18 protein-coding genes are annotated in these 17,922 nt (G+C 71.8%); 11 read left to right on the top strand and 7 right to left on the bottom strand.

What is annotated here, in order from left to right:
• Window positions 1-39: 39 nt before the first annotated feature.
• Both QJ852_20605 and QJ852_20600 read right to left on the bottom strand, forming a co-directional pair.
• The gene (locus QJ852_20605) at window positions 40-183 is read right to left on the bottom strand and encodes a GPGG-motif small membrane protein (protein ID WGX95543.1); all 144 of its coding nucleotides are present in this window, start codon (window positions 181-183) and stop codon (window positions 40-42) included.
• Window positions 184-254: 71 nt separating this feature from the next.
• Window positions 255-689, bottom strand: coding sequence for a DUF5709 domain-containing protein (locus QJ852_20600; GenBank protein ID WGX95542.1), 435 nt, complete (start codon window positions 687-689; stop codon window positions 255-257).
• Between the two features lie 44 nt (window positions 690-733).
• On the opposite strand from QJ852_20600, the gene QJ852_20595 reads away from it, so the two are divergent.
• Window positions 734-1,348, top strand: a complete 615-nt coding sequence (locus tag QJ852_20595) for a DUF4126 domain-containing protein (GenBank protein ID WGX95541.1) — start codon at window positions 734-736, stop codon at window positions 1,346-1,348.
• Here QJ852_20595 and QJ852_20590 read toward each other — a convergent pair.
• The 3 genes from QJ852_20590 to QJ852_20580 form a co-directional block, all read right to left on the bottom strand.
• A complete protein-coding gene (locus tag QJ852_20590) occupies window positions 1,336-3,936 on the bottom strand; it encodes a bifunctional FO biosynthesis protein CofGH (GenBank protein WGX95540.1) in 2,601 nt (866 codons plus the stop codon). The genes QJ852_20595 and QJ852_20590 overlap by 13 nt on opposite strands.
• 95 nt (window positions 3,937-4,031) lie before the next feature.
• A complete protein-coding gene (locus QJ852_20585; protein WGX95539.1) occupies window positions 4,032-4,835 on the bottom strand; it encodes an FCD domain-containing protein in 804 nt (267 codons plus the stop codon).
• A 94-nt stretch (window positions 4,836-4,929) separates the two neighbouring features.
• Window positions 4,930-5,913 (bottom strand): LLM class flavin-dependent oxidoreductase, encoded by a 984-nt coding sequence (locus QJ852_20580; protein ID WGX95538.1) that lies wholly within the window; start codon window positions 5,911-5,913, stop codon window positions 4,930-4,932.
• 200 nt (window positions 5,914-6,113) lie between these two features.
• On the opposite strand from QJ852_20580, the gene QJ852_20575 reads away from it, so the two are divergent.
• The 10 genes from QJ852_20575 (at window position 6,114) to QJ852_20530 (ending at window position 16,231) form a co-directional block, all read left to right on the top strand.
• Window positions 6,114-7,739, top strand: a complete 1,626-nt coding sequence (locus tag QJ852_20575) for a class I adenylate-forming enzyme family protein (protein ID WGX95537.1) — start codon at window positions 6,114-6,116, stop codon at window positions 7,737-7,739.
• Between the two features lie 35 nt (window positions 7,740-7,774).
• A complete protein-coding gene (locus QJ852_20570) occupies window positions 7,775-8,578 on the top strand; it encodes a class II aldolase/adducin family protein (GenBank protein WGX95536.1) in 804 nt (267 codons plus the stop codon).
• Between the two features lie 23 nt (window positions 8,579-8,601).
• Complete coding sequence (locus QJ852_20565) at window positions 8,602-9,570, top strand: NAD(P)-dependent oxidoreductase (protein ID WGX95535.1); 969 nt, start codon at window positions 8,602-8,604, stop codon at window positions 9,568-9,570.
• Window positions 9,567-10,085, top strand: coding sequence for a hypothetical protein (locus QJ852_20560; GenBank protein ID WGX95534.1), 519 nt, complete (start codon window positions 9,567-9,569; stop codon window positions 10,083-10,085). The genes QJ852_20565 and QJ852_20560 overlap by 4 nt, the downstream gene beginning before the upstream one ends.
• A gap of 239 nt (window positions 10,086-10,324) precedes the next feature.
• Window positions 10,325-11,932, top strand: a complete 1,608-nt coding sequence (locus tag QJ852_20555) for an ABC transporter substrate-binding protein (GenBank protein WGX95533.1) — start codon at window positions 10,325-10,327, stop codon at window positions 11,930-11,932.
• A gap of 30 nt (window positions 11,933-11,962) precedes the next feature.
• Window positions 11,963-12,904, top strand: a complete 942-nt coding sequence (locus QJ852_20550) for an ABC transporter permease (GenBank protein ID WGX95532.1) — start codon at window positions 11,963-11,965, stop codon at window positions 12,902-12,904.
• Complete coding sequence (locus QJ852_20545) at window positions 12,901-13,785, top strand: ABC transporter permease (protein ID WGX95531.1); 885 nt, start codon at window positions 12,901-12,903, stop codon at window positions 13,783-13,785. The genes QJ852_20550 and QJ852_20545 overlap by 4 nt, the downstream gene beginning before the upstream one ends.
• Window positions 13,778-14,791 carry an ABC transporter ATP-binding protein gene (locus tag QJ852_20540; protein ID WGX95530.1) on the top strand — a complete coding sequence of 338 codons (1,014 nt, stop codon included), beginning with the start codon at window positions 13,778-13,780 and terminating at the stop codon, window positions 14,789-14,791. The genes QJ852_20545 and QJ852_20540 overlap by 8 nt, the downstream gene beginning before the upstream one ends.
• Window positions 14,788-15,594, top strand: coding sequence for an ATP-binding cassette domain-containing protein (locus tag QJ852_20535; GenBank protein WGX95529.1), 807 nt, complete (start codon window positions 14,788-14,790; stop codon window positions 15,592-15,594). The genes QJ852_20540 and QJ852_20535 overlap by 4 nt, the downstream gene beginning before the upstream one ends.
• Window positions 15,595-15,631: 37 nt before the next feature.
• Window positions 15,632-16,231 (top strand): HD domain-containing protein, encoded by a 600-nt coding sequence (locus tag QJ852_20530; protein WGX95528.1) that lies wholly within the window; start codon window positions 15,632-15,634, stop codon window positions 16,229-16,231.
• 52 nt (window positions 16,232-16,283) lie between these two features.
• On the opposite strand, the gene QJ852_20525 is transcribed toward QJ852_20530, so the two are convergent.
• Window positions 16,284-17,096: an FCD domain-containing protein gene (locus QJ852_20525; GenBank protein WGX95527.1), complete on the bottom strand. Its 813-nt coding sequence runs from the start codon at window positions 17,094-17,096 to the stop codon at window positions 16,284-16,286.
• Entirely contained in the window at window positions 17,093-17,899 is an 807-nt protein-coding gene (locus QJ852_20520; protein WGX95526.1) for a hypothetical protein, read from the bottom strand. Before QJ852_20520 ends, QJ852_20525 begins: the two co-directional genes overlap by 4 nt.
• Window positions 17,900-17,922 lie beyond the last annotated feature (23 nt).

The following is a 17,922-nucleotide window of genomic DNA, read 5'->3' as shown; positions in this document are numbered from 1 at the left end:
GGTCCGGGCTCAGCTGGGTCGCGCTCGCGAGGGGAGTGGTCAGGTGAAGAGGCTGACGCCTCCAGGACCGACCAGCAGGCCAACGACGATCAGCACGATCCCCCAGAGCAGCTCGCCCCGGAAGAGGCTGAAGATGCCGGAGACCACGAGGATCACGGCCAGGATCCACAAGATGAGTGCCACTGTTCCCTCCTTCGTCGGGGGCCGCTCGGCCCTGACCTGAGGTACCCCGGTCCGCGCCGCGCAGACCGGTCTCACTCCTCGTCGTCGGGGATGACGTGCACGGCCGCCTCCTCGGCGCTGGCGCCTGCCCCGTCGATGCCGACGTCCTCGGCGACCAGGTCCTTCTCGACGTCGTCGCCGGCACCCTCGTCGGGCTCGACCAGCCGGCCGGCGCGCAGGTCGCCCACCTCGGCGTCGGGATCCTCCGGGTCCGCGGTCGCCGACCGCTCCGCGTCCGGGTCGGGTTCCGGCTCCTCCTCGGCCAGCCGGTCGTCGAGCGGCCGGTCATGTGCTTGCTCCCACGGCGTGTTGCCGTAGCGCTGGGCGGCGGAGTACCGCTCCGGCGGCGAGTAGCCGCGGTCGAGCTCGTCCTCGACGTCTCCGTCGGCCAGGGTGTCCTCGGGCTGGAGCTGGTCCTCGTCGTCGACGCTGTAGCCCTCGTACTGCTCGGGATCGTTGGTGCTCATGTGAGGTCCGGTACCCGGAGGTCGCGGGGACCTACGCTGGCGATGTGGAATCACTCGCCCTGGCGTTCTCCTCGGGCTGGGCCAGCGGGATCAACAGCTACCTGGTCGTGCTCGTCCTCGGCCTGGCCGACCGGGTCGGCACCTTCGCCTCGATCCCCGACGTGCTCGGCCGCTGGGAGGTGCTCACGGTCGCCGCGCTGATGTACGTCTTCGAGTTCGTCGCCGACAAGATCCCGTACGTCGACTCCGCGTGGGACGTCGTCTCCACCGCGATCCGCCCCCTGGTGGGCGGCGTCGTGGGCGTGCTCATCGCCGGTGACTCGGCGTCGCTGAACGAGTTGCTCGGCGGCGTCGTGGGCGGCGGCAGCGCGCTCGCGTCGCACTCGGTCAAGACGGGCACCCGGATGGCGGTCAACACGGTGCCCGAGCCGTTCAGCAATATCGGCATCAGCGTCGGCGAGGACGTCGCCGTGCTCGCCGTGGTGTGGTTCGCGATCGAGCACCCGTACGCCGCCGCGGCGATCGCCGCGGTCCTGCTGGTCGCGGGCCTGGTGCTGCTCTGGCTGGCCTGGCGCACCGTGCGGCGCGGTTGGGCACGGTTCCGCGCCTGGCGGGAGCGCCGGAGCGGTCCCGGCCGGTCGCGGGATCAGCCGGCCTGACGCACCGGGTGGTCGTAGAGGGTGGTGCGTTCGTGGACGGGGCGGTTGATGCCGTGGGCGATGTGGGTGAGTTCTTCGATGGTTTTGGCGGAGCCGTGTTGGGAGCCGGCCATGCGGGAGATGGTCTCTTCCATGAGGGTCCCGCCGAGGTCGTTGGCGCCGGCTTGGAGCATGGCTCGGGTGCCCTCGATGCCGAGTTTGACCCAGGAGGTCTGGATGTTGGAGATCCGGCCGTGGAGCAGGATCCTCGCCATCGCGTGCACGGCGAGGTTGTCCCGCAGGGTCGGTCCGGGCCGGGCCACGCCCGCGAGGTAGATCGGCGCGGAGGTGTGGACGAACGGCAGGGGTACGAACTCGGTGAACCCACTGCTGCCGTTGGCGACCGCGGTGTCTTGGATGCCCTTCAAGACATTGAGATGGGTGACCCAATGGCGGGGGTTGTCGACGTGGCCGTACATCATCGTGGACGTGGTCGGGAGTCCGATGCGGTGGGCGGTCGTGACGATCTCGATCCAGGTCGAGGTGGGCAGCTTGCCCTTGGTCAGGACCCAGCGGACCTCGTCGTCGAGGATCTCCGCCGCGGTCCCTGGCAGGGAGCCGAGCCCTGATTCACGGGCTTTGATGAGGAAGTCCTCGATACTCAGGCCGGTGCGGGCGGTGCCGTTGACGACCTCCATCGGTGAGAACGCATGGACATGCATGTCGGGCACGCGTTGTTTGACCGCGGCGGCGATGTCGAAATAGGCGCTGGCGGGGAGTTCGGGGTCGATCCCGCCCTGCATACACACCTCGGTAGCGCCGAGGTCCCAGGCCTCCTGGGCCCGATCAGCGACCTCGGCATAGGACAGGGAGTAGGCGTCGGCGTCGGTGCGGCGTTGCGCGAACGCACAGAACCGGCACCCGACGTAGCAGACGTTGGTGAAGTTGATGTTCCGGTTCACCACATACGTCACCGTGTCACCGACGACCTGTTTGCGGAGGTCGTCGGCCAACCCGATGACCTGACGGAGCAGGTCCCCTTCCGCGGTCATCAGGGTGAGCGCGTGCTCATCGGACAGGTCCACCAGACCCGCGGAGGCGGCCGCCTCCGCGGCCCGCAGCGCGTCACCACCCTCCGCGTGCAGCACGGCCGGGGTGCCATCGATCAGCCCGTCGAGCCGGCTGGTGATCGCGGCGGCCTCGCCGACGGTGGCCCAGTCGCCGTACACCGAGGCGAAATCGGAACGCCGGTCCTCGCTACGGCCTTCGCTGTCCACTGCTTCGTGGAGGTTCGTGCGGCCGCGTCCGTGGTCGGCGTCGAATCCGCCGTCGGGCTCCTGCCACGCCAGCCCGACCGGGCGGACGTCGGGGACCGCCAGCCCGTCCGGGCCCGCGAGCGCGGCGACGTGGGCATGCAGCCGCGGGTCGATCCACGCCTCACCCCGACCCAACGCACCGGTGACGTACTCCGGATGCACCGTCAGGCGGGCCTTGAGGTCGAACCCACACTGCTCGGTGATCGACCGCAGCCGCTCCAGCGAGGGCCACGGCCGTTCGGGGTTCACATGATCCGGCGTCAACGGCGACACCCCACCCCAGTCATCGACCCCCGCATCCAGCAACGCACGGCATTCATTCAGGTCGACCAGGTTCGGGGGTGCCTGGATCCGCGCCTTGGGACCGAGCACGATCCGGGTCACCGCGATCGCCGCCCGATACTCGCTCAGGTCCAGATCGTCGACATGACGCATCACGGTGTCGGGCTTCGCGCGGAAGTTCTGCACGATCACCTCCTGGACCGCCCCATAGGCGCGGGAGACCCTCCGGAGCGCGAAGATCGTCTCCGCCCGCTCGGCCAGGGTCTCCCCGATCCCGACCAACAGACCCGTCGTGAACGGGATCCCCAACCGGCCCGCGTCCTCCAGAACCCGCAACCGGGTAGCGGGGTCCTTGTCCGGCGACCCGTAATGAGCCAGACCCTTCGTCTCGTACAACCGGGACGAGGTGGTCTCCAGCATCATCCCCATCGACGGCGACACCGCCTTGAGCCGATTCAACTCCTCCCACGACATCACACCCGGGTTCAGGTGCGGCAGCAGACCGGTCTCCTCGAGGACCCGGATCGCCATCGCCCGCACATACGCGATCGTGGAGTCATAGCCCTGCTCGTCCAACCACGCCCGCGCCTGCGGCCACCGGTCCTCCGGCCGATCACCCAACGTGAACAACGCCTCCAGACACCCCAACGACGCGCCCTGGCGGGCGATGTCGAGGATCTCGTCCGGCGACAGATACGGCGCCCGCCCCTCCCGGACCCCCTGGGTCGGAGTCTCCACGAACGTGCAGTAATGACACCGATCCCGACACAACCGGGTGATCGGGACGAACACCTTCGGCGAGAACGTCACCACACCAGGACGGCCAGCAGCGACCAGACCCGCATCCCGCACCCGACCCGCCGCAACACACAACCGATCCAGATCACCACCGACCGCGGCCAACAACACCGCCGCCTCACCCACATCCAGAACAGCACCACGCTCCACCCGCGCCAACGCACGACGAACCTGCTGGGGGGTCGGGGCCTGGGGGGTCGGTACCTCGGACATCCCGACGAGACTAACGGGTGGGGTTCCGCCGCAGGCTGCGTCCTACGCAGCGATCGGCCGGGCGTCGTCGGCCGTGCGCGACACGGCGTCGGGGCTCAGCCGGAGGAGTCGGTGAAGCGCTTGCGGACCGACGTCGGCGAGATCAGGACGTCGATCTGGTCGCCGGGGTAGATCTGGGCGACGAGCAGGTGCCGCAGGGCGATCTTGCGTGCCGCCTCGGGGTCGCCGTCGGCGATCGCGTCGATCAGCTCGCGGTGCTCGTCGAGGGCCTCGAGGCGCTCCGCGCGGGGGATGTCCACGGTGTCGGCGGAGCGGTGGGCCCAGGCAGCCTCGTGGGAGCTCCACAGCGACTCCAGGGCCCCGGCCAGCATCACCAGCGACTGGTTGCCGCACAGATCGACCAGGGTCTCGTGGAACATCCGGGAGAGCGCGGTCACCTCGACGAGGTTGTCGACGACCTTGACCGAGCGCTCGTGGAGACGGGAGAGGATGGGGACGATCTCCTGCATCCGGTCCGCGCGGCCGGCGCAGGCAGCGGCGCAGGCGGGCTCGACCTCGCGCAGCGCCTGGGCGACGTCGGTGATGCTGACCCCCTTGCCGGCGAGGGCCATGCCGAGGCTGTAGGCGACGTGCTCGGCGTCGGGGCGGTGGACGACGGCCCCGCCGATGGCGCCGCGCCGGACGGTGATCAGTCCCTCCGCCTCGAGCACGCGCATCGCCTCGCGGAAGGTCGGCTTGCTGACCGCGTAATGACCACGCAGCGACTCCTCGACAGCGAGCTCGGTGGCCTCGGCGAGGTCGCCCACGAGGAGCCGGGTCCGCAGGTCGTCGGCGATCTGCTCGGCAAGGCGCGCGAAACGCACGCCGCCGGCGGGTGCCGGATTGCCTGGAGGGGTCATGGCTTCCTCTCTGGGGGTCGCCCTGGTGGTCGACCCGAGCCTCGTACCGGCTGACGGTACGACGACACGTGGTGCTGCGCATGCATTGTCGGGGTCATCGTGCCCGAAGTCGGGGAGCCAGCCGGCCGAGGGTGAGGGCGAGGTGCTCGTGGACCAGGTCCTCGGGCATGGCGGCCACGGTGGCCCAGAAGTAGAGGTGGCGGATGGGAGCGGCGTCGAGGACGGCTCCCAGCTCCCGCACGGCCGCGTCCACCGTGACGACCCGCAGGCCCCGGCCGGACGGGTCCAGCATCGTGGTGACGAGCGCGTCGAGGTCCTCCGGGCTCGCCGGCGGGACGGGCTCGCCGCCGGAATGCCGGGCGCCGGCGTAGGTGCGCGTCTGGTGCGCGTAGTGCGGTGCCAGGCGGCGGGCGGTGCGCTCCGGGTCGCTGCTCAGCACGAGCGGCACCAGGCCACCCATCGCCGCCGTGTCGGCCGGGTGCCCGCCTTCGGCCAGGCCCTCACGGTACGGCGCCAGCAGCCGCGGGTCGGGGGAGAGCAGTCCGACGCCGAGTCGGCCGGCGCGCCGCGCTCCCTGCGGCCCCTGGTACCCGAGCCACAGCGGGACCCTGGCCTGGACCGGCGGCGGCCGGAGGCGGCCGTCCCACAGGTCCGACCGCAGGTCGCGGATGCTCTGGTCGGCCAAGGACATCCGGCGTCCGAGGTCGCGACCGAAGGTCGCGAACTCCGTGGGGGCGTAGCCGGCGCCGACGCCGAGCTCGAGCCGCCCGTCGCTGAGGTTGTCGACGAGCGCGGCCTGCTCGCTCACGTGGCGGGGGTGACGCAGCGCGGCCAGCAGGACGCCGGTGCCCAGGCGCACGCGGCTGGTCCGGGCGGCGGCCGCCGCCAGGAAGGTCAGCGGCTGGCTCAGGTAGCCGTCCTCGAAGCCGTGGTGCTCGGTCGCCCAGATCGCGTCGGCGCCCTGGCGCTCGGCCTCGACGACGAGGTCGAGCGTCCCGGCGAGCAGCTCGGGCCAGGGACGCGCCCAGGGCACCGGGTTGCGGACGTCGAAGAGCAGGCCGATCCTCGCGCGGCTCATGCGGGCTCCTTCTCGGCCGGCGGGAGCGGGCGTCCCGCCGGGGCACCACTGAATCATATGAAAGATTCCCTGCGAGCGACAGCCTCCAGGAAGCCCCCTCCCCGCTCGCTTCTGTCCGGATGGCCCGACCGGAGCGCGTTCTGGGGCCTATCGTCGGATTCGCGATTGACCGAGGTCACTAGAAGATCTAGAATATTCATATGAGTCTGATCGACCCGCAGCTCGCCGCGGAGTACCGCCGCCGGGGCTGGTGGAGCGACGACACCGTCGGCGCGGCGGTCGCCCGCAACGCCGCCCGGTGGCCGGAGCGGCCCGCGTGGACCAGCGGGGACGCGTCGCTGTCCTGGGCGCGCTTCGACGCCGAGGCGACCGCGCTCGCCCGGGTCCTCGCCGGCGCCGGGGTCGGCGCGGGCGACCGGGTGGCGGTCTGCATGCCCGACGGGATCGAGATCCACCTCGCCTTCGTCGCTGTCGAGCGGCTCGGTGCGACCGTCGTCGGCCTCGGCGGCAAGGCCGGGGTCCGCGAGATCGCCCACCTGCTGGGCCGCAGTGACTGTGAGGTGCTGCTCACGCCGCCCGGGTACGACGCCCGCCCCGCCGCCGACCTCGTCGCGGAGCTCGCGGACCGGGGGATCGCGCCCCGGCACCTCACGGTCGAGCTGGAGGACGGCCGGATCGCGACCCGCTCCCCGGGTGCGCCGGAGCCGGTCCGGCCGGTCGAGCGACTGCCCGACGTCGTCGCGGACCCCGACGGGCTCTACCTGATCAACTCCACCTCGGGCACGACCGGGCTGCCGAAGGCCGTGCTGCACACCCAGAACCGCTGGCACTACTTCCACACCCGCGCGGTCGCCCATGGCGAGCTCCGGGAGGGCGAGGTGATGCTGTCGATCGTCCCGGCGCCCTTCGGCTTCGGGCTGTGGACCTCCCACGTCACGCCGGCCAAGCTCGGCGCGCACACGGTGGTGCTGCCCCGGTTCAGTGCGCTCGCCGCCGCCCGGGCGATCCAGGAGCACCGGGTCACGGTGCTGTGCTGCGTGAGCACCCAGTTCATCATGATGCTGGCCGAGGCGGCCCTCGACGACTTCGACCTCAGCTCCCTGCGGGTCGTCTTCACCGGTGGCGAGGCGGTGCCGGAGGCGAAGGCCCGTGAGTTCGAGGAGCGCACCGGTGCCCGGATCCTGCAGTTCTACGGCTCCAACGAGACCGGGCTGCTGAGCGGTACGACGACCGCGGACCCCCTGCGCAAGCGGCTGCGTACCGCGGGCCGGATCGTCCCGGAGATGAACGTGCGGCTCTACGACGGTACGACGGAGGTGACCTCCTCGGGACGCGGGCAGCCCGCCTGCCGCGGCCCGGCCCTCTCGCTGGGCTACCTCGGCGACGCGGAGGCGAACGCCGCGCTGTTCACCCCGGACGGCTGGATGCTCATGGGCGACATCTGCGAGGTCGACGAGGAGGGCTACCTCAGCGTCGTCGGCCGGATCTCCGAGTTCGTCGTCCGGGGTGGCAAGAACATCCCGCTGGCGGTCGTCGAGAGCGATGCGCTCGGCCATCCCGCGATCCGCCATGCCGCCGCGGTGCCGATGCCCGACCCGGTGCTGGGGGAGCGGGTCTGCCTCTTCGCCGAGCTGCACCCCGGCCACGAGCTCGGGCTCGACGGACTCGTCGACCACCTGGCGCGCCAGGGGGTGTCGCGAGAGCTGTTCCCGGAGCGCCTCGAGATCGTGCCGGAGCTGCCGCGCTCCAGCGGCGCGAAGGTCGCCAAGGGCGAGCTGCGCCGCCGGATCGCGGAGATCCGCGAGCGGGAGCCGGCTCCCCGATGAGTTCGCCGTCCATGCCCCAAACAGGAGGAACAACGATGTCCGCTGCCGTCGTCGAGAGCCATGACGACCCGCAAGCGCCGCGCCAGGGCGGCCTCGAGGTGTGGGCCCCGTCGGTGATGCCACCCGTCAGTCGCGGTCCGCTCACCGACGAGCAGACCCTCGCGGCAGCCTTCCGGGTCCTGGCCCGCGAGGGGTTCTCGGAGAACATGGCGGGACACATCACCTGGCAACGCCCGGGGGAGACCGAGATGCTGGTCAACCCCTGGGGCCTGTGGTGGGACGAGGTGAGCGCCTCCGACATCTGCGCCGTCGACGAGGACGCCCGCGTGGTGCGGGGCCGGTGGGACGTCACCCCGGCGATCCACATCCACACCGAGCTGCACCGCGCCCGGCAGGACGCCCGGGTCGTGGTCCACAACCACCCGTACCACGTCTGCGTGCTGGCCGCCCTCGGCCGGTTGCCCGAGCTGGTCCACCAGACCGGCTCGATGTACCTCGACGACATGGTCCTCGTGGAGGAGTACGGCGGCGAGATCGATACCCCGCTGCGTGCCCAGGAGCTCGCCGAGCAGATCGGTGACGCCAAGGTCGCGGTGCTCGCCAGCCACGGCGTGATCGTCACCGGCGCCGACCCGGTGGAGGCGACCTACCGCGCCGCCTCCTTCGAGCGGGCCTGTCGCCTGGCGTACGACGTCCTGATCACCGGGGGCACCCCGCTGGAGCTGCCGCGCTCGGCCATGATCGGCATGAAGGCCTCGCTCCTGGAGCGGGCCGCCGAGGTCTACTGGGGCGGTGCCGTACGCAGCCTGCTGCGGGCCGAGCCGGAGGTGCTGGCCTGAGCGCCGCGCCTCGCCGGGTCGTGGTGGCCGAGGATCCGGGCCTGCTCGGGCCGGGCGTCCGCGCGGCCCAGCTCGACCGCCTGTGCCGGCAGCTGCCGGGCTGGCAGGTGGACGACGCGGAGGCGCTCGCCAGCGATACGGCGTACCCCTGGCCGGACGTCCGGGCGCTGAGCTGCCTGACCCTGCCGGCGGTCGACCTGCGCCGGCTGAGCGGTCTGCGGTACGTCCAGGCGGTCAGCACGGGGGTCGAGCACCTGCCGGTCGCGGAGCTCGCGGCGGCCGGTGTCCGGGTCTGCAATGCTGCGGGCACCGCGGCCGGCGAGATCGCCGAGTTCGTGCTGGCCCGGATCCTGGCCGACGCCAAACGGCTGGCACAGGCGCGGGACGCGCAGGCCGAGCGGACCTGGCGTCCGGTCTACGGCGAGGGTCTGCGCGGCGCCGAGCTGCTGCTGGTCGGGTTCGGTGCGATCAACCGGGCGGTCGCCGACCTGGCGGGCGCCTTCGGGATGACGGTCCGGGTGGCCCGCCGCACGCCGGCGGCGGACCCGCTGCCCGGGGTGGCCGACCAGCGTGGCCTGGGGGAGCTGGCGGGCCTGCTGGCCGGTGCCCGCTACGTCGTCTGTGCGCTGCCCGACGTACCGGGCACCACGCACCTGCTGGACGCCGCGATGATCGACGCGCTTCCCGACGGCGCGCTGCTGGTCAACGTCGGGCGGGGCAGCGTGCTCGACGAGAGCGCGCTGGCCGAGGCCTGCGCGTCGGGCCGGATCCGGGCGGCCCTCGACGTCGCGACCGTCGAGCCGCTGCCGCCGTCGAGTCCGCTGTGGAGTACGCCGGGCATCGCGATCTCCGCCCACTGCGCCAGCGTCCCGGCGCGGGCCCTCGCGCGGGCCGGCGACCTGTTCGCCACGAACCTGTGCCGTCTCCGCGACGGCGTCCCCCTCATCAACCAGGTCGCCGGTCCCACCGGCGCGGTCAAGGAGTTCGCATGACGACGTCCCCCAGCGGTGTGGAGGCCTACCGGCTCGGCCGGACCTACGAGGTGATGCCGATCCCGATGGTGCCCGATCGCTGCGTCGAGGTGCCTGCGGGCGCCCTCACCTTCATCGTGGAGTCCCGCAACCTGTCCGACGAGGCGATCAACGCGAACGCCCTCGACCGCGGGCGGCCGGACCAGACGGTGGACACCGGGATAGACGACGGCGGCGCCTGCATCCACGTCGTCGGCACGGCCGACGGGTTGGAGTGGCTGCGCTTCGACTGCTTCGACAACGAGCCCCACTACCACTACGTGCGTCACGGGGAGCAGGCCAACCAGGTGGTCCGGTTCGACCAGTTCGCCGAGGGCGACCCCCAGGCGTGGACCCTCGAGCGCCTGCGCACCCGGCTGCCCGCGATGCTGCGCTACGCCGGGGCGGGCGACCTCGCGGACGCCGTGGCCGCTGCCGACCTCACCGGTGCGGTCGACGAGGTGGCGAGCGTGCTGGACCGGCTGGGTGCCTCATGATTTTCTTTTGGAACTTTAGATAGAAATTTTGGGCCTCTAGTGTTCGAAACGACCGTTCGGAGGCGGAAAAACCTTTAAAAGATCCATGGGATCTGTTGCTTTCGAGAATCGCAAAGTCCTACTCTCGGGACGTGGCGCCCGTCACAGGTTGACGGGGCGTCGGCCGGGCCCGCGACCATTCCGGGCCGGTCATCGACGAGCACTGCGCCGCGGCGCAGGACACACAGAAGGGTGGAGACGTGACGCGCAGACTTGGAGTGAGCCGGGTGACGAGGCGGGCGGCGATGGCGGTCGCCGCCGTCGGGCTCCTGGTGCCGCTGGCCGCGTGCGGCTCGGGCTCGTCGAAGGACGCCGGTGGCAACGGCGGCGGCCCGAGTGCGGACCCCTCGACCTACGACCGGACCGCGACCATCAGGGTCGGCACGCCGTCCCCGTTCTCCGCCCTCGACCCGGCCAAGCAGGCCAACATCGGCGAGAACACCTACACCTTCCTGATCTACGACACCCTGACCCAGATGGACGCGGACTACCAGGTGCAGCCGATGCTCGCCACCTCCTGGGAGTTCGCCGCGGACGGGTCCAGCCTCACCCTGAAGCTCCGCGACGACGTCACCTTCAACGACGGCGCGGCGTTCGACGCCGAGGTCGTCAAGACCAACATCGAGCGCGGCAAGACGATGGAGGGCAGCAGCCTGGTCGCGGCCCTGGCGCCGATCGACCGGGTCGTGGTCGAGGACCCGTACACCGTCCGGCTCGACCTGGTGCCCGGACTGGGCGCCGACCTGCCGGCCACCTTCGCCCTCAACGCCGGGATGATGGTCAGCCCCAAGGCCCTCGCCGAGCGCGCCGACGAGCTCGCCCTCGACCCCGGTACCGCCGGCTCCGGTCCCTACGTGCCGGTCGAGGTCAAGACCGGTGAGCAGGTGACCTTCGAGCGCAGCGACGACTACTGGAACGAGGACACGGCGTACGCCGCGACGCTGGTCGTGCGCACCGTGGCCGATCAGGCGGCGCGCCTCAACGGCGTGCAGACCGGCGCCCTCGACGTGGCCCAGATCTCCGGCTCGGCGCCGGTCCAGGAGGCGCTCGCCCTCGTGGAGCGGGGAGCTGTGCAGGGCGACAAGATCGCCCAGATCACCCCGGTGATCCTGATGGTCAACGCCGAGCGCGGTGACCTGGCCAAGCCCGAGGTGCGTGAGGCCATCGGGCTCGCCGTCAACCGCACCGAGATCGTCGAAGGCCTGTTCTCGGGCAACGCGAGCCCCGCGACCCAGTTCTATCCCGAGGACTACTGGGCCGCCGATCCCGATCTCGCCGCTCCGGAGCCCGATCTCGAGGCCGCCAAGGCGCTCGTCGAGAAGGCCGGTGGCGCCGAGATCAGCATCGCAGCGGCCACCGGGAGCACCGCCGAGCCGGTGGCCCAGGCGCTGCAGACCCAGCTCGGAGCGGTCGGGATCGAGGTCGACCTGCAGTCCATCCCGTTCGCGCAGATCGACGAGATGTACCGGCGCGGCGAGCTCGACGCCCAGGTCATCAACGCCTCGCCGGCCCCCGACCCCGCCTCGACCCTCTCCTACTACGTGACCGACGGCTTCGCCGCGGCGCGTGGTTTCGGTGACGTCCTCGGCACCCTGCCGGCCGAGGCCGCCGACCCGACGAAGTCTCTCGACGAGCGCGCCGCGAAGTACCGGGAGATCTGGAAGGTGATGGCGGACAACGACATGTGGACGCCGATCGTGCGCGGCGAGCAGGTCTGGGTCCGCTCGGAGAAGATCGCCAACGTCCCGAACCTGCCCTGGGTGCGCAGTGGCTTCCCCAGCTACCGCAACGTCGCGATGGTCAAGTGATCGGGCTCGTGCCGAGGAGCTGAGTCCCCGATGACCCGTTATGCCCTGCGCCGACTCGCCGTCGCGCTGCCGATCCTGGTGGCGGTCACCTTCTGTGTGTTCGTGCTCGTCGACCTCGCGCCCGGTGACCCCGCGGCGGCGATCGCCGGCGAGCACCCCACGGCGGAGCGGATCGCCGAGATCCGGGCGAGTCTCGGCCTCGACGAGCCCCTGCTCCAGAGGTACGGCTCATGGCTGCTCGACGCACTCCAGGCCAATCTGGGGTCGTCCCTGGCGAACGGACAGGCGGTCACCGATGCCATCGGTGACCGCCTGCCGGCGACGCTCTCCCTCGTCGTCGTCGCCATGCTCATCACCCTGCTCCTCGGACTGGCGGCCGGCCTGGCCGCCGCCCTCCGGCACGGCCGGATGATCGACCGCGCGATCACGGCGGTCGCGTCGGCGGCCATCGCGCTCCCACCGTTCTGGGTGGCGCTGGTGCTGGTCATGCTGTTCTCGGTGCAGGCGCGGTGGCTGCCCGCCATCGGCTACCAGCCGCTCTCGGCAGGCCTGTGGCCCTGGCTGTCCCATCTGATCCTGCCGGCGACGGCGCTGTCGCTGCTGCCGATGGCCGAGGTCGCCCTGCAGTTCCGCCAGGCGATGGTCACGGTGCTGCGGCAGGACTACATCACCAATGCCGAGGCGCGCGGTCTGACCCGGCCTCGGGTGCTCGGCAAGCACGCCGCGAAGAACGCCGCCGTCCCGGTCACGACCGTCTTCGCCTACCGATTCGCCCAGGTGCTCGGCGGGACCGTGGCGATCGAGAGCGTCTTCGACCTCCCGGGCATCGGCCGGCTCGCCGTGACCAGCGTGCTCAACCGCGACATCCCGGTCCTGCTGGGGCTGGTCGCCTTCACCACACTGATCGTCCTGGTCATCAACCTGCTGGTCGACATCTCCTACGGCTACTTCAACCCCAAGGTCCGCACATGAGCCAGACGTCAGCGCCGTCGCGCCCGCGACCCGGGAGGATGGGCCGGGCGGCCGCGGCCGCCCGCAGGGAGCCGTTGGCGACGGTCGCCCTCCTCTACCTGGTCCTGATCGTCCTGGGTGCCGTGCTCGCCCCGGTGCTTGCGACGCACGACCCCGACGCCCAGCAGCTGATGCAGCGCTTCCAGCCGTGGTCGGGCGAGCACTGGTTCGGCACCGACGACTACGGCCGGGACGTGTTCAGCCGGCTCGTCTACGGCTCGCGGGTCACCCTCCAGGCCGCCCTGGTGGCGGTCGGGGTGAGCGTGCTGATCGGCGTCCCGGCGGGCCTGCTGGCCGGGTTCCGCCGCGGTCTTCTCGACGCCGCGCTGTCGCGCGTGTTCGACGGCCTGATGAGCATCCCCGGGCTGATCCTCGCGCTCACCATCGTCGCCGTCCTGGGGCCGGGCCTCACCAAGGCGATGACCGCAGTGGGCCTGATCTTCGCGCCGCAGTTCTTCCGGGTGACGCGCGCGGCGACCCACGAGGTCATGGGCGAGACCTATATCGAGTCGTCGATCGCCATCGGCTGCCCGCCGGCCCGGGTGGTGCTGCGGCATGTGCTGCCCAACGTGGTCCCGGCGATCCTGGTCCAGGTCTCGGTCGCACTCGGCGTCGCGGTCAGCGCGGAGGCCAGTCTGAGCTTCCTGGGCCTCGGCGTTGAGGCGCCCACGGCGAGCTGGGGGTCGATGCTGAGCACGGCCGCCCAGACGATGACGTTGGCGCCCAACCTGGTCTGGCTGCCGGGGCTCCTCATCTTCACCGTCGTCTTGTCCTTCACCCTCGTGGGTGAGGGGATCCGCAGGTCGCTGGCCGCGACCGGAAGGAAGGTCGTCGATGAGTGACCCGACCCAGCCCTCCCCGCCCCTGCTCGAGGTGGAGGGCCTCACCGTGGAGTACCGCACCGGGAGGTCTTGGACGCGGGTCGTCGAGGACGTCAGCTTCACCCTGGACCGTGGTGAGACCCTCGCCCTCGTGGGGGAGTCGGGCTCGGGCAAGACCGTCTCCGCCACCGCTGTCCTGGGTCTCGCCGGTCGCAAGGGCGGCCGGATCGCCGAGGGCTCGATCCGGTTCCGGGGGCGCGAGCTGGTCGGCCTGCCCGAGCGCGAGCTGCGGCGGCTGCGCGGCCGTGAGGTCGCGATGATCTTCCAGAACCCCATGCGCAGCCTCAACCCGGCCTACACCGCCGGCGAGCAGGTCGCGGAGGTGGCCCGGGTGCACCTCGGCCTGGGCCGCCGGGCCGCCTGGGACAAGGCGGTCGAGATGCTCGACGCCGTCGGCATCCCCGAGCCGGAGCGCCGCAGCCGGGACTACCCGCACCAGTTCAGCGGTGGGATGGCGCAGCGGCTGGCCATCGCCGCGGCGCTGTGCAGCAGTCCCTCACTGCTCATCGCCGACGAGCCCACGACCGCCCTCGACGTCACGGTGCAGGCCCGGGTCCTGGAGCTGCTGCGCGACATCCAGCGGGAGACCGAGCTCGCGGTGCTGTTCATCAGTCACGACCTCGGCGTCGTCGCTGAGGTCGCGGACCGCGTCGCCGTGATGTACGCCGGCGAGGTCGTCGAGCACGGCGCGATCGAGGAGCTCTTCCTCGTGCCGCGCCATCCCTACACCGAGGGACTGCTGGGCTCCATCCCCGTCCTGGGGAGCGGTGAGCCGCTGCGGTCGATCCCGGGCACCATCCCGCCCGCCGGGTCGCACGGCGAGGAGTGCCGCTTCGCGCCGCGGTGCGCGCACGCGCAGCCGGTCGCCTGCGCCGTCGGCCATCCCGGTCTGTCGGTGGCCGGCGCGGGGCGAGACGTCCGGTGCCACCGGGCCACGGACCTGCAGCTGGAGGGGATCGCGCGATGACGACGCTGCTCGAGGTACGGGACCTCGGCAAGACCTTCTCCCGCAACCGTCGGCTGATCGGCCGCCCGGCACCCGTCCAGCCGGCCGTCGACGGGGTCTCCTTCACGGTGGCCCAGGGCCGCTCGATCGCCGTGGTGGGCGAGTCGGGTGCCGGCAAGTCCACTGTCGGGCGCCTGGTGCTCCGGCTGATCGAGCCGGACCGGGGCTCGATCACGTTCGACGGGATCGACCTGCGCCGCCAGTCCGCGGCGCGGATGCGCGAGCTGCGGCGGCGTATGCAGATGGTGTTCCAGGATCCCTACAGCTGCCTCAACCCCCGGATGACCATCGCCGACTCGGTCGCCGAGCCGCTGGTCGTCCACGAGCTCGGCTCCGCCGAGGAGCGCACGCGTCGGGCCGCCGAGATGCTGGACCGGGTCGGGCTGACCGCCCGCTTCGGGCGACGGCACCCCGCCGAGCTCTCGGGCGGGCAGCTGCAGCGGGTCGCCATCGCACGCGCGCTGATCGTCGAGCCGGACTTCGTGGTCTGCGACGAGCCGACCGCCGCGCTCGACGTCTCCGTCCAGGCCCAGGTGCTGGAGCTCCTCGCGTCGATGCAACGCGAGCTCGGGCTGGCCCTGCTCTTCATCACCCATCACCTCGCGCTCGTGGAGGTGATCGCGGACGACGTCCTCGTGATGAGGAGCGGTCGCGTCGTGGAGCAGGGGCCCGTGGCGCAGGTGCTGCGCGATCCTGCCGAGACCTACACCCGCGACCTGTTGGCCGCCGTACCGACACCGGTGCCCCGGGCGCTGCGCGGATGACCGATCACCCACCGAAGAGACGAGCGAAGGAGTCGACATGACGATGGACGTGGTCAGCTTCACCACGATGGACGACGCGACCCCCGAGGAGATCAAGCTGATCGCCCGCGAGGCGGCGCGGCACCGGACGGAGAACCTGGTGCCCAACCTGGTGAGGCAGCTCGAGGCGATGCAGGGTCACACCTACGGCTATCGCGTCGATCGCTACACCCACTCGCTGCAGAGCGCCACGCGGGCGCATCGGGAAGGGGCGCGGATCGACCTGGTCGTCGCGGCGTTGCTGCACGACATCGGCGACGACCTGTCGCCCGACAACCACAGCGAGGTCGCGGCCGCCATCCTGCGGCCCTTCCTCGACGAGGAGTCCGTGTGGGTCGTCAAGCACCACGGCGTCTTCCAGACCTACCACTACGGCGCGGCGATGGGGATCCCGACCGACAGCCGCGAGCGCTACCGCGACTCGCCGTACTTCGACACCTGCGCGCACTTCTGCGCGGCCTGGGACGCGCCCTCCTTCGACCCCGACTACGACACCCTGCCGCTGAGCTTCTTCCTCCCGATGCTGCAGGAGGTCTTCTCCCGAGAGCCCCACGCCTGGGGGGACCCGGCGATCGAGGGGAACGGCCCCGCCGATTGAGGGGCCGCGGTCCCGGGCCCCGCGGCACCGCCGCGCCGAGGGAGCCCGGGACTCACGAGGACGCGGCGATGAAGCGGGAGCGCACGGAGGCGGGGGAGACGAGGATCTCCCCGTCCTGGGGGCTCGGGTAGTTCTGCGACACCTCGAGGTGCCGCAGGGACGTCGCCCGGGCGCCGGCCGCGTCGCCGGCGGCGATCTGGTCGATCAGGACGCGGTGCTCCTCGAGCGCGTGCATGCGCTGGTCGCGGGGGATCGTGGAGGTGTCCCCGTCACGGCTCGCCCAGGCCGACTCGTGCGAGCTCCACAGGGACTCCAGTGCGCCCGCCAGGACCGAGAGCGAGTGGTTGCCGCACAGGTCGACGATGGCCTCGTGGAACAGGCGGGACAGCGCGGTGACCTCGACGAGGTTGTCCACGACCTTGACGCTGCGCTCGTGCAGGCGCAGCAGTACCGGCACGACCTCGCGGTCGCGGTCCTCGCGCAGGGCGCACGCCTCCGCGCACGCAGGCTCGACGGCCCGGATGGCGGCGGCGACGTCGGTCACGTCGACGCGACGGCCGGACAGCACCAGCCCGAGGCTGTAGGCGACGTGCTCGGCGTCGGGCCGGTGGACCACGGCTCCCCCGATCGCCCCGCGGCGCACCGTGATGAGCCCTTCGGCCTCCAGCACGCGCACCGCCTCGCGGAAGGTGGGCTTGCTGACGCCGTAGTGCAGGCGCAGGGTCTCCTCGACCGGCAGCTCGGTGGCGTCGGACAGGTCGCCGACCAGCAGCCGGGTCCGGAGGTCGTCGGCGATCTGCTCGGCCAGGCGGGCGAAGCGGACGCCGCCGCCGGGACGCGCGCCGCCGGGGCCGGCCGGGCTCACGACGTCGCCTCGTCGAACCAGTCCCACTGCCAGGGGACGATGGTCTCCAGGAAGCCGTGGAAGGCGACCTGGCCCGGCAGCGAGAGCGGCGGCCGCAGGCGCGGGGCATGCTCCCCGGAGCGGATCCGGTCGAGGACGACCGCGGGCGGGTCGACCTCGGTCCGGGCCACGATCAGGCGGATGGTCCGGTCCTCGGCGGTGCCCTGTGCCGCCTCGCGCGAAGCCCAGGTCGCCGGCGCCAGCGACGCGTCGCTCTGCAGGCACCAGACCCCGCCCACGCCGGGCACGGCGGCGAGCGCCGGCACCAGCTCGTCCAGCTCCCAGGCGAAGCGCGGGTGCAGGTCCGTGCGGGACCGGCCCGCGGGCAGGGACGTCGCGATCAGCACCAGCCCGGTGCCGGGGCGGTGGACCAGCCCGCGCTCGTTCATCCGGACGCCCGATGGCGCCGCGGCCCCGACGAGCCGGAAGAAGTCCATGTACGCGCGGTCGACGAGGGCCACGTCCGGCCGCCGGCCCTCACGGAAGGACTGCTCGGCGAAGTCGGCCCAGGTGCCGATGGCCGGGCCGTGCGGCTCGTCGAACCAGTAGAGCGTGGCGTAGTGGAAGTCGGCGAACTCGCCCCGGCGTACCGCCTGGTGTGCGGCCGCCGGCGGCAGCACGAAGCGCTCGCCCCAGGCCACGCCCCGCAGCGCGCGGTTCTCGGGCAGGTGGTCCAACTGGTGCCACTCGTTGACCGCCCGGTGCAGCACCGGCGAGCGGGCCCGGGACAGGCTGAGGAAGGCGATCTGCGGTGCGGGAAGCATCTAGCCCCTTCTCGACGTCCAAT

Source organism: Nocardioides sp. L-11A (assembly GCA_029961745.1).
Classification (GTDB): domain Bacteria; phylum Actinomycetota; class Actinomycetes; order Propionibacteriales; family Nocardioidaceae; genus Nocardioides.
The sequence above is the reverse complement of the archived record's forward strand: the minus strand, read 5'-3'. Positions and strand labels throughout refer to the sequence as shown.

Coding starts and splice junctions, on each gene's coding strand:
- QJ852_20570 (WGX95536.1), top strand. CDS start 7,775: ATGTCCGCTGCCGTCGTCGAGAGCCATGACGACCCGCAAGCGCCGCGC.
- QJ852_20590 (WGX95540.1), bottom strand. CDS start 3,936: ATGTCCGAGGTACCGACCCCCCAGGCCCCGACCCCCCAGCAGGTTCGT.
- QJ852_20550 (WGX95532.1), top strand. CDS start 11,963: ATGACCCGTTATGCCCTGCGCCGACTCGCCGTCGCGCTGCCGATCCTG.
- QJ852_20540 (WGX95530.1), top strand. CDS start 13,778: ATGAGTGACCCGACCCAGCCCTCCCCGCCCCTGCTCGAGGTGGAGGGC.
- QJ852_20600 (WGX95542.1), bottom strand. CDS start 689: ATGAGCACCAACGATCCCGAGCAGTACGAGGGCTACAGCGTCGACGAC.
- QJ852_20585 (WGX95539.1), bottom strand. CDS start 4,835: ATGACCCCTCCAGGCAATCCGGCACCCGCCGGCGGCGTGCGTTTCGCG.
- QJ852_20520 (WGX95526.1), bottom strand. CDS start 17,899: ATGCTTCCCGCACCGCAGATCGCCTTCCTCAGCCTGTCCCGGGCCCGC.
- QJ852_20545 (WGX95531.1), top strand. CDS start 12,901: ATGAGCCAGACGTCAGCGCCGTCGCGCCCGCGACCCGGGAGGATGGGC.
- QJ852_20575 (WGX95537.1), top strand. CDS start 6,114: ATGAGTCTGATCGACCCGCAGCTCGCCGCGGAGTACCGCCGCCGGGGC.
- QJ852_20530 (WGX95528.1), top strand. CDS start 15,632: ATGACGATGGACGTGGTCAGCTTCACCACGATGGACGACGCGACCCCC.
- QJ852_20580 (WGX95538.1), bottom strand. CDS start 5,913: ATGAGCCGCGCGAGGATCGGCCTGCTCTTCGACGTCCGCAACCCGGTG.
- QJ852_20560 (WGX95534.1), top strand. CDS start 9,567: ATGACGACGTCCCCCAGCGGTGTGGAGGCCTACCGGCTCGGCCGGACC.
- QJ852_20535 (WGX95529.1), top strand. CDS start 14,788: ATGACGACGCTGCTCGAGGTACGGGACCTCGGCAAGACCTTCTCCCGC.